The 10127-nt window shown below is 70.0% G+C and carries 12 protein-coding genes and 1 pseudogene; 8 read left to right on the top strand and 5 right to left on the bottom strand.

Translation table 11 applies throughout. From position 1 onward, the window contains the following. From ABIB16_RS10990 to ABIB16_RS10980, 3 genes and pseudogenes are all read left to right on the top strand, one after another. A pseudogene (locus ABIB16_RS10990) lies at window positions 1-158 on the top strand (IS5/IS1182 family transposase); the annotation flags it as partial. Between the two features lie 38 nt (window positions 159-196). After that, window positions 197-1141, top strand: coding sequence for a TniQ family protein (locus ABIB16_RS10985; RefSeq protein WP_256998856.1), 945 nt, complete (start codon window positions 197-199; stop codon window positions 1139-1141). Between the two features lie 124 nt (window positions 1142-1265). Continuing rightward, window positions 1266-1883 carry a recombinase family protein gene (locus tag ABIB16_RS10980; protein ID WP_036313821.1) on the top strand — a complete coding sequence of 206 codons (618 nt, stop codon included), beginning with the start codon at window positions 1266-1268 and terminating at the stop codon, window positions 1881-1883. Between the two features lie 205 nt (window positions 1884-2088). Here the strand turns inward: ABIB16_RS10980 and ABIB16_RS10975 are convergent, their stop codons facing one another. From ABIB16_RS10975 to ABIB16_RS10955, 5 genes are all read right to left on the bottom strand, one after another. Then, window positions 2089-2997, bottom strand: coding sequence for a cation diffusion facilitator family transporter (locus ABIB16_RS10975; protein WP_036313825.1), 909 nt, complete (start codon window positions 2995-2997; stop codon window positions 2089-2091). A 30-nt stretch (window positions 2998-3027) separates the two neighbouring features. Then, a complete protein-coding gene (locus tag ABIB16_RS10970) occupies window positions 3028-3405 on the bottom strand; it encodes an ArsR/SmtB family transcription factor (protein ID WP_036313828.1) in 378 nt (125 codons plus the stop codon). A 54-nt stretch (window positions 3406-3459) separates the two neighbouring features. Beyond that, window positions 3460-4119, bottom strand: coding sequence for a vitamin K epoxide reductase family protein (locus tag ABIB16_RS10965; protein WP_036313831.1), 660 nt, complete (start codon window positions 4117-4119; stop codon window positions 3460-3462). Window positions 4120-4180: 61 nt separating this feature from the next. Next, the gene (locus ABIB16_RS10960; RefSeq protein ID WP_081097719.1) at window positions 4181-4906 is read right to left on the bottom strand and encodes a DsbA family protein; all 726 of its coding nucleotides are present in this window, start codon (window positions 4904-4906) and stop codon (window positions 4181-4183) included. A 42-nt stretch (window positions 4907-4948) separates the two neighbouring features. Continuing rightward, on the bottom strand, window positions 4949-5698 hold the full coding sequence (locus ABIB16_RS10955) for a cytochrome c biogenesis CcdA family protein (RefSeq protein WP_036313837.1): 750 nt from the start codon (window positions 5696-5698) through the stop codon (window positions 4949-4951). 152 nt (window positions 5699-5850) lie between these two features. Here ABIB16_RS10955 and cmtR point away from each other — a divergent pair, with 152 nt between their 5' ends. From cmtR to ABIB16_RS10930, 5 genes are all read left to right on the top strand, one after another. Continuing rightward, window positions 5851-6213, top strand: a complete 363-nt coding sequence (cmtR, locus tag ABIB16_RS10950) for a Cd(II)/Pb(II)-sensing metalloregulatory transcriptional regulator CmtR (RefSeq protein ID WP_060775722.1) — start codon at window positions 5851-5853, stop codon at window positions 6211-6213. Further along, window positions 6210-8165, top strand: coding sequence for a heavy metal translocating P-type ATPase (locus tag ABIB16_RS10945; protein WP_170721174.1), 1956 nt, complete (start codon window positions 6210-6212; stop codon window positions 8163-8165). The genes cmtR and ABIB16_RS10945 overlap by 4 nt, the downstream gene beginning before the upstream one ends. Window positions 8166-8345: 180 nt before the next feature. Further along, window positions 8346-8819: a signal peptidase II gene (locus ABIB16_RS10940; protein ID WP_227718746.1), complete on the top strand. Its 474-nt coding sequence runs from the start codon at window positions 8346-8348 to the stop codon at window positions 8817-8819. Window positions 8820-9145: 326 nt separating this feature from the next. After that, window positions 9146-9439, top strand: coding sequence for a transposase (locus ABIB16_RS10935; protein ID WP_060973960.1), 294 nt, complete (start codon window positions 9146-9148; stop codon window positions 9437-9439). 11 nt (window positions 9440-9450) lie between these two features. Continuing rightward, a complete protein-coding gene (locus ABIB16_RS10930) occupies window positions 9451-10122 on the top strand; it encodes a DDE-type integrase/transposase/recombinase (protein ID WP_161972207.1) in 672 nt (223 codons plus the stop codon). Window positions 10123-10127 lie beyond the last annotated feature (5 nt).

The raw sequence follows: 10127 nt of genomic DNA, 5'->3' as shown, positions 1-10127 counted from the left end.
CCTACAAGGGCCGCAACGTCATCGAGCGCCAGTACGCGCACCTGAAGCAGTGGCGGGGCCTGGCGACCCGGTATGACAAGTACGCGATCATCTACAGGGCCGCTGTGGTCCTGAATGCTGTGCTCGCATGGTCAAAACGATTGTCAGACATGCCCTAGCCGGCCGCACCAGAACCGGAACCGACACCATACGGGCCATGACTCTCGGCGGGCAGACCCCCTGGCTGCTGGACCAACTCGAGCCAGCGGCGAAGGCCTACACCACCTATACCCGCCAGCTGGCGGTACTGCTGCCCCGGGGAAGGAGACGCGACCGTACCGTGGAGGACTGGCGGGCCTGGTTGCCCACGGATGCCGGCTGGCAACACCGGGCCTGTCCGCGCTGCACCATGGAATCCACCCCTCCCTGCCCCTACCAACTGGCGTGGCTGGTGCCCCTAATGCTCTCCTGCCCCGTCCACCACTGCCGACTCGAACGCCACAACGGCCCGGTGGGCTACCACGACTTCTGGCACGTCTCGCCGGGTAGGCCCGAGCCGCGACCGGTCGGGGCGGCGATCCGGAGCATGGACCAGCGGACCTGGCAGGCCCTGACCACAGGATCCGTCGCCCTTCCCCGACACCGGGTGCACGCAGGCCTCTGGTTCCGACTACTCAGGACGCTGCTCGACGAGCTCGGCGCGACCATCATCGAATGCGGCGCACCCGGCCGGCTGACACGACAGGTGTGGGACCGCACCGGCCACCCGGTCCGCGCCGGACAGGGCCCGTGGCGCCCCTACGAGGAACTCTCCGATCAGCGCCAACTCCAGTCCCTGGAAGCCGCCGCCACCGCGATACACCTGCTCGAAACCCGGGCCATGACCTGCCCCGGACGCGAAGCCGAGGTGTTCCTGCCCCAACCGGACATTTCCCGCGACCCCGGCAGCACCGAACAAACCACGGACCCCACCGCCATCCGTTGGCAGGAGATCAAAAAGAACTTTCAGGCCGTCGTCGAGGAAGCCCGGACCACCCCCGAGACCGCCCGCCAACTCTTCAACTTCTGCACGATGTACCGCCGCGACAACGACGAAGTGATCCAAGGCGTCCGGAGCAATTTCACCGAGCTCGGCATCCCTTCGGACTACCTGTCACCATAGCTGCGCCTTGACCGTCTGCGAGACGTAGAATAAATGACCGGTTACGTGACAATATTTCTCAACACCTCGCTCTGCGGGCCTCGTGTCACATAAACGATCGAATAAATGACAGGGGTGGTGGGCGGTGCTCGTGGGGTACATGCGGGTGTCTAAGGCTGACGGCTCCCAGGCCACCGACCTGCAACGCGACGCCCTGCTCGAAGCCGGCGTGGAACCGGAGGCTCTGTACGAGGACAAGGCCTCCGGCAAGAGCGATGACCGTCCCCATCTGGCCGCGTGCCTGAAAGCGCTGCGGGCCGGGGATACCCTGCTGGTGTGGAAGCTGGACCGACTCGGCCGGGACCTGCGCCACCTGGTCAACATCGTGCACGAGCTCACCGAGCGGGGCGTGGGCCTGAAGGTGCTCACCGGCCAGGGGGCGGCGATTGACACCACGACCGCCTCCGGCAAGCTGGTGTTCGGGATCTTCGCCGCCCTGGCCGAGTTCGAACGCGAGCTGATCTCCGAACGCACCAAGGCCGGCCTGGCCTCGGCCCGGGCCCGAGGCCGCAAGGGCGGCCGGCCCTACAAGATGACCCCGGCCAAGATCCGCCTGGCGATGGCCTCGATGGGGAACAAGGACACCAACGTCGGTGCCCTGTGTAAGGAACTGGGCATCACCCGCCAGACCCTCTACCGCCACGTCTCACCCACGGGGGAACTGCGCGAAGCCGGACAGAAGGTGCTGGCCCAACGCCGATGACCACCGCGGGCTGCGGAGCTGTGTGCCGCCGATGGTGACCCACCCGGGGGCGTGTCGTATGACGTGCCGTCGCGGGACGGACCACCGGACGGGTCATGCGGGATGTCCCTAGTGGCGTGCCACTGTTCATCCATGTCGGCTGCGGGTGTGTCCGGTGGGGGGTTCCTCCTGCGGACGCGTCTATTGCTCAACCAGCCCCACTGGGTCAGTGGTGGGTGGGGTGTTCGTGGTGGGCGTGGGCGGCGGGTTCGAGTTGGAAGGTGGAGTGGTCGATCGCCACGTCGAAGTGCTCGGCGACGCAGTGTTGGAGCTGGTCCAGGATCTGGGGGGCGTGCCCGTCGTGGAAGCAGTGGTCCTCGACGACGACGTGGGCGCTGAGCACGGGGACCCCGGTGGCGATCTGGGAGGCGTGCAGGTCGTGCACGGACACCACGTGCGGCACCGCTTCAAGGTGGTCCCGAACCTCGGCGAGGTCCAGGTCCCGGGGGGTGGATTCGAGCAGGATGTGCGCGGCCTCGGCCAGGATCTTCAGGGTGCGGGGCACAATCAACACGGCGATGAGCATCCCGGCCACGGCGTCGGCCTGCGCCCAGCCGGTGGTGGCGATGACCAGGGCGCTGGCGATCACGGCCACCGAGCCCAGCGCATCGTTGAGGACCTCCAGGAACGCGGCGCGCATGTTCAGGTTGGCCCCGCGGCCGGAGCCGAGGACGGCCAGCGAGGCGAGGTTACCGGCCAAGCCGAGGATCCCGAACAGCAGCAGAGGGCCGGAGGCTACCTCGGGCGGGGCGAACAGTCGCTGCAGGCCCTCGATGAAGGCGTAGAGACCCACGGCCAGCAGGATGGCGGCCTGGGCCAGGGCGGCCAACACCTCGGCGCGCAGGAACCCCCAGGTGCGCCGGGCCGTGGGCGGCCGGGCCATCAGGGTGGAGGCCAGCAGGGCCATCAGCAACCCGCCAGCGTCGGTGAGCATGTGCGCCGCGTCCACCAGTAGGGCCAGGCTGCCGGTGATCAGCGCCCCGGCCACCTCGGCCAGCAGCACCGCCGTGGTGATGGCGAAAGCGACCGCCAGCCGCCAGCGGTGCGCCGGCGAGGCGTGGTGGTGTGCACCCATTAACTGTGTCCTCCTTCTCCGGGACCGGGCTCAGGCCGCGGCGGGGCCGTCGGGGCCCGGGGTGCCGGAGTGTGGGCAGAGCTCGACCGCGTGCCCGGTGACCGTCAGCAGCCGCTCGGCGGCGGCCAGCACCTGAAGCAGCTCGGGCTCGGCGGCCAGGGCGTACAGCGAGGCCCGGCCCACCGGCCGGGAGGCCACCAACCCGCAGCCGGCCAGGCAGGCCAGGTGCGCACTGACCGTGGACTGGGCCAACCCGAGGTGCTCGGTCAGCTCGCGCACCTTGTGCTCCCCGGTGGCCAGGTGCCGCAGGATCGCCAACCGGGTGGGGTCGGAGAACCCGTGGAACAGCGCCGCCGCCGGGCCCAGGCCCGCCGCCGGGGACACCCCCGGCTCCTTAATCATCGTCATACGACGATGATAGCGCCTTCAGTCGATAATGGCGAGGTCGCGCCCCAGGACCGGTCAGAAGCCGGTGAAGGCGGGGAGGAACTGGACGAAGACCGAGCCGGCGACGGCGACGTAGGCGACGGCGATGAGGGTCCCGGCCCAGCCGGTGGCGAACCGGACCACCCCCGGCGGGGCGGGGATCACGCCGTGGGCGAGGTTGCGGGCGGTGAGCAGGAGGAACAGGGGGATCATGGCCGCCCAGACGATCATGCAGTACAGGCAGAGGATGTAGATCTCGTACAGGGCCTGGAACCACAGCCAGGCCACGAACCCTATCCCGAGGGTGACCCCGGCCTGCAGCCCGAGCCAGTACCCGCGGCCGGGCCGGGCCCCGGAGAGCACGACCATCGCGGTGGAGATCACCACGGCGAAGGCGACGATGCCGATCAGCGGGTTGGGGAAGCCGAACAGCTCGGACTGCCAGGTGCCCATGACCCGTCCGCAGGACACCCAGGGGTTGATGTCACAGCTGGTGGTGTGGCCGGGGTTCTCGTAGAGGGCGAGGCGTTCGAGGACCAGGGTCGCCGAGGCGATCCAGCCGACGGCGCCGGTGACGAGCAGCACCAGGCCGAAGGCCCGGCGCCCGGTGAACCACGCCGGGGCCGGCGCCGGGCCGGCTGCCGATACTGGGGAGGCGGCGCTCGGGGCGGTGGGCTCGGTGAGCCGGTCGGTCATGGGAAGTCCTTTGCTCTCGGTCCTCTGCTCTGGCCCGGGTGGCCGCGGATGGTCCGGGCGGTCAGTCCTGGGTGGCGGCCTCGACGGCGGCGGTGAACTCTTCCAGGCTGTTCACGGTGAGCGGCTCACCGTCGAGGTAGAAGGTCGGGGTCCCGGCCACGCCCAGGGCGGTGCCGTCGGCCACGTCCAGCTCGACCCGGTCCCGGGTGGCCGGGTCGGCCACCGCGGCATCGTAGGCGGCCATGTCCAGGCCCAACTCTTCGGCGTAGGCCCGGAAGACCGGGCTGCGGTCCTCCGTGGTGTGGCTCCACTCGGTCTGGGTCTCGAACATCTTCTGGTACATCGACTCGTAGGCGCCCTGCTGGGCAGCGGCCTCCACGGCGATGGCCGCGGTGACCGAGTTCGGGTGGCCCGGCAGCGGGAAGTACCGGTGCACGAAGGTCACGGTGTCCGCATACTCGGCGCGCAGGTCCTCCACGAAGGGGTAAGCCGCCGCGCAGGCCTCGCACTCGAAGTCCAGGAACTCCACCAGCACGGCCTTCTCATTGGGGGCCTGCGAGAGCACCCGGCTATTCTCCCGCACCAACTGACCGGCAGACCCAGTCGACTGCCCGGTGGACTGGGCGGTGGACTGGTTGGGGTCCTGCTGCTGGGCGGTGGCGGTCCCGCGGGCCACAAGGTAACCGATGAGGGCGGCGGCCACGACCAGGCCCAGCAGCACCCAGACCACGATCTTGGCCCGGCGCTGCCGGGACGGGGTGGAAGCGGTGGGGTCAGGGGAAGTCACGAGCGGTCCAATCCGTGAGGTGGGGGGCGTGTGCGGGCGGGGTTAGACGGGGGTGGTGAAGGTGCCGGCCAGGTTCTGCAGCTGGTAGATCCACAGGGTCCAGATCCCGGTGACCATCAGCACCCCGACGAGCACCAGCAGTACCCCGCCGATGATGTTGAAGGCGCGGATGTGGCGGCGGACGAAGCCCAGCGTTCGGGTGACCCAGTCCAGGCCCATCGCCACCAGCACGAAGGGGATGCCCAGGCCCAGACAGTAGAGGAAGCCCAGCAGGGCCCCGCGCCAGGGGTCCCCGGTGGTGGTGCTCAACGCCAGCACGGCGCTGAGGGTCGGGCCCATACACGGGGTCCAGCCCAGGCCGAAGACCACCCCGAGCAGCGGGGCCCCGGCGATCCCGGTCCTGGGCTGGAAGGACATCCGCCGGGTGTTCTGCAGGAACGGCAGCCAGCCGATGAGCACCAGGCCCATCAGGATCACGAACACCCCCAAGGCCCGGATCAGCGCGTCCTGCCACTGCAACAGCCACCCGCCGATCACCCCGAAGGCGGCCCCGTAGAGGGTGAACACCGCGGCGAAGCCCATAATGAACAGTCCCACCCCGGTCATCACCCGGCGCCGGTTGTCCGCCCGGCGCGGGTCGGCCAGCCCGGAGACATACCCCAGGTATCCGGGCACCAGCGGCAAGATGCACGGGGAGAGGAAGGACACCAGCCCGGCGACCACGGCCAGCGGCATCGCCACCAGCAGTGCCCCGGACTGGACCATCTCGGCGAAGAACCCACCCAGGCTCATGGCCGTCCTCCTCGGCCCCGGCAGCGGCGATGCGGGAAGGTGGGGCAGCAACGGGCAGTCACGGAGGGTCCTCACTGATTCAATCGATCGGGGTCGCCCGGCCCGGGCGAAACCCCGCAAGAGACTACAGTGCAGGCTGTATAGTTCACCACATGCTGACGATTGCGACACGGTTGGACGTGATGAACCGGCTGGGCCGGGCGATGGCCGACCCCACCCGATCCCGGATCCTGCTGTCCCTGCTGGAGGGCCCCGGGTATCCGGCCGAGCTGGCCCAGGCCCTGGGGCTGAGCCGGTCGAACGTGTCGAACCACCTGGCCTGCCTGCGGGACTGCGGGATCGTGGCCGTCGAGCACCAGGGCCGCCGCACCCGGTACGCGATCGTCGATGCGCACCTGGCCCGGGCGCTGAGCAGTCTGCTCGAGGTGACCCTCGCGGTGGATGCCTCCGCGCCCTGCCTGGACCCGGGCTGCCCGGTACCCGGGTGCTGCGACACGGCGGAGGTGGCCTCGTGAGCGCCGCCTGCGGCTGCGAGGCCCCGACCCCCACTCCCGGTGCACCCGAGGAGCACGAGGAGCACCGGCCGTGGTGGCGCGATGCAGCCATCCTGCTCCCGGCGCTCTCCGGGCTGGCGTTCCTCACCGGGCTGGTCCTGGAATGGTCCGGGGCCGGTCTCGTGGCCACGGTGGTGTTCTGGGTCGGGCTGGTGCTGGGCGCCTGGACCTTCGTGCCCGGGGCGCTGCGCGGATTGTTCACCCGGGGCCGGCTCGGGATCGGACTGCTGATGACGATCAGCGCCATCGGCGCGGTGATCCTGGGCTACATCGAGGAGGCCGCCGCCCTGGCGTTCCTGTACTCCATCGCCGAGGCCCTGGAAGACAAGGCCATGGACCGGGCCCGGGCGGGCCTGCGCGCCCTGCTGAAACTGGTGCCCGAGACCGCGACCATCCGGGCCGGCGGGGCCACGGTGGAGGTCGAGGCCAAGGACCTGCGACCCGGGCAGGTGCTCGTGGTCCGGCCCGGGGAACGGGTCGCCACCGACGGGATCGTGCGTACCGGGCGCAGTTCCCTGGACACCTCGGCGATCACCGGCGAGTCCATCCCGGTCGAGGTCGGCCCGGGAGACACCGTCTCGGCCGGGTCGATCAATACCGCCGGGGCCCTGGAGATTGACGCCACCGCCGCCGGCACCGACAACTCCCTGACCACCATCGTGCACCTGGTCGAACAGGCCCAGGCCGAGAAGGGGGACCGGGCCCGGCTGGCCGACCGGATCGCGAAGCCCCTGGTGCCCGGGGTGCTCATCCTGGCCGTGCTCGTCGCGGCCCTCGGGTCCCTGCTCGGGGACCCGGAACTGTGGATCACCCGCGCCCTGGTGGTGTTGGTGGCCGCCTCGCCCTGCGCGCTGGCCATCGCGGTGCCGGTCACCGTGGTCTCGGCGATCGGCGCGGCCAGCCGGTTCGGGGTGGTCATCAAATCCGGGGCCGCCTTCGAGCGCCTCGGCGGGATCCGCCACCTGGCGGTGGACAAGACCGGGACCCTGACCCGCAACCAGCCCACCGTCACCGCCGTGCTCGCCGCCCCCGGCATCACCGAGGACCAAGTGCTGGGCTGGGCCGCGGCACTGGAACAGCACAGCACCCACCCGTTGGCCGCGGCCATCACCGCCGCCACCCCGGACACGCCCGCGGCCGAGGGCGTCACCGAGACCGCCGGGCACGGGATCACCGGCCGCCTGGACGGGGCTACCGTCACCGTCGGCAGCCCCCGCTGGCTGGCCCCCGGCCCCCTGGCGGCCCAGGTCCAGGGGCTGGAGGACCAGGGCATGACCGTGGTCATCATCCACCGCGACGGGGCGGTCGCCGGGGCCATCGGGGTCCGTGACGAACTGCGCCCTGAGGTCCCCACCGTCGTGACCACCCTGACCGGCCAGGGCATCGACCTGACCATGCTCACCGGGGACAACGCCCGCACCGCCCGGGCGATCGCCGACCAGGCCGGCATCGACGACGTGCGCGCCGAGTTGCGCCCCGAGGACAAGGCCACCGCCGTCCACCAGTTGACCGGCACCCGGCCCACCGCGATGATCGGTGACGGCATCAACGACTCTCCCGCCCTGGCCGCCGCCGAGGTCGGCATCGCCATGGGCGCCACCGGCTCGGACGCAGCCATCGAATCCGCCGATGTCGCCTTCACCGGCCACGACCTGCGCCTGATCCCCCAAGCTCTGGCCCACGCCCGCCGCGGCCGGGCCATCATCAATCAGAACATCATTCTCTCGCTGCTGATCATCGCCGTGCTGCTGCCGCTGGCCATCACCGGCGTCCTCGGCCTGGCCGCCGTGGTCCTGGTCCACGAGGTCGCCGAGGTCATCGTCATCGGCAACGGCCTGCGCGCCGCCACCACCCGACGCACCGCCCTGGAACCCCTCACCGACCGGCAAGCCCAACCCGCCACCACGGGATGAGCTCCTACCGTGCCTGCGGGACAGAGACGCCCAGGCCCGGTGAGACCCGACCTGTCCGGTCCATCCGGTACCTGCCAGCGATTTCACAGGTCGCGCCGGGGTCAGCAGATCCACTGAGGCGCCGGGAAACGGGCGCATCGCGAAAGGACACGAATGAACCACCGGCGCAGGTACCCCCTGGTGCTCTTGACCATTGCGATCGGGGCCGGCGTAGTGGTCCTGGACCAGGTGACCAAGTGGTGGGCGGAGAACAGCCTGTCCACGGGCGAGCGAGTCCCGCTCCTGGGTGAGCTGCTCGGGCTCCAGCTGGCCTACAACCCCGGGGCGGCCTTCTCGTTCGGGGCCAACTCGACCTGGATCTTCACCATCATCTCGGCGGTGGCGGTCGCCGCGGCGATCTGGTTCACCCTCCGGGTCCGTACCGTGTCCTGGGCGATCGTGATCGGGTGTCTCGGCGGCGCGGTGACTTCCCACCTGGGTGACCGGCTCCTGCGCCCACCGTCATTCGGGCAAGGCCACGTGGTGGACTTCCTCGCCTACGGGAACTGGTTCATCGGCAACATCGCGGACATCTTCATTGTCGGCGGGGCGCTGGCCGCGGTCCTCCTGACCGCCACGGTGCCCGACCGGGGCACCGTCGACGCCGCGCGATAACCACTACTAGGACTCCCCTCCGCGGCCCGCTGCAGTCGGTCCCCCCTAGGGAGTCAACCTGCCGGCGCCGTACGAGACCACACGGTGATCTTGGCGGGGTGGGGCGGTGCGACAGGTGGGTGGCACGCCTCGACGCCGGTCGGCGATGGAGCAGAAGCCCCGGCCCTGGGAACGACAGACCATATCCGCGTCCCGACCCCGGTGCTCCTGACCCCTGTGGTCAAGGGGCCGATCGTGCACAGGCCGACGGCCGAGGGAGGGACTGACGCACGTACAGGTGACATACGATCTGTGGTGTTCCCACACCAAAGGGAAGGATGTGCACCATGCCCGCCCCCTACCCCAAAGAGTTCCGCGATGATGTCGTCCGGGTCGCGCAGAACCGTGAGCCCGGCACCCATCTGAAAGACATCGCGAAGGACTTCGGCATCTTCGAGTCCTGCCTGACGAACTGGATTCGCCAGGCCGATATCGAAGCAGGCAACATCCCAGGCACCACCAAGGCCGAGGCCGAAGAACTCCGCGCAGCCCGCCGCAGGATCCGGCTCCTCGAGCAGGAGAACGAAGTCCTACGCCGCGCCGCGGCCTACCTCTCCCAGGCGAACCTGCCGAAAAAATGATGTACCCGCTCGTGTCCGAGCTCGCCGCCGACCAGATCCCGGTCGCGGTGTCCTTGCGGGTCCTCAAGCTCGCCCGCCAGCCCTACTACCGCTGGCGGGACCAGCCCGTCGCCGTTTCTGAGGTGGAGCAGGCCTACCGGGCCAACGCCCTGCACGCCGCTCACCTGAACGATCCGGAGTTCGGGTACCGGCTGCTGCGGGACGAGGCCGAGGCGGCCGGGGAGCGAATGGCCGCCCGTACTGCCTGGCGGCTCTGCCGCCAGAACGGGTGGCACTGCGGGTTCGGGGCCAAGCGTGGCAAGTACGGGACCCGCCCAGGCCCACCCGTGCACGACGACCACGTCCGCCGGGACTTCTCTGCCGAAGCTCCGAACCGGCTGTGGCTGACCGACATCACCGAGCACCCCACCAGTGAGGGCAAGCTCTACCTCTGCGCGATCAAGGATCTCTACGCCGGCAGGATCGTGGGGTACTCCATGGCCGGGCGTATGCAGGCCTCGTTGGCCGTGAACGCCCTCGAGCAGGCCGTGGCACGCCGCGGCGGCACCGATGCGGTGGCCGGGTGCATCGTGCACTCGGACCGCGGCTCCCAGGGTGGATTCAATCGGTCGTCGCAACACCCTCTCGGAATCACTGGAGGTATGGGCGATGGCAAGCAAGGACTGGGCGAGGAAGATCAGTGACGTGC

Source organism: Micrococcus sp. UYEF5 (genome assembly GCF_040546065.1).
GTDB lineage: Bacteria > Actinomycetota > Actinomycetes > Actinomycetales > Micrococcaceae > Micrococcus > Micrococcus luteus.
The sequence above is the reverse complement of the archived record's forward strand: the minus strand, read 5'-3'. Positions and strand labels throughout refer to the sequence as shown.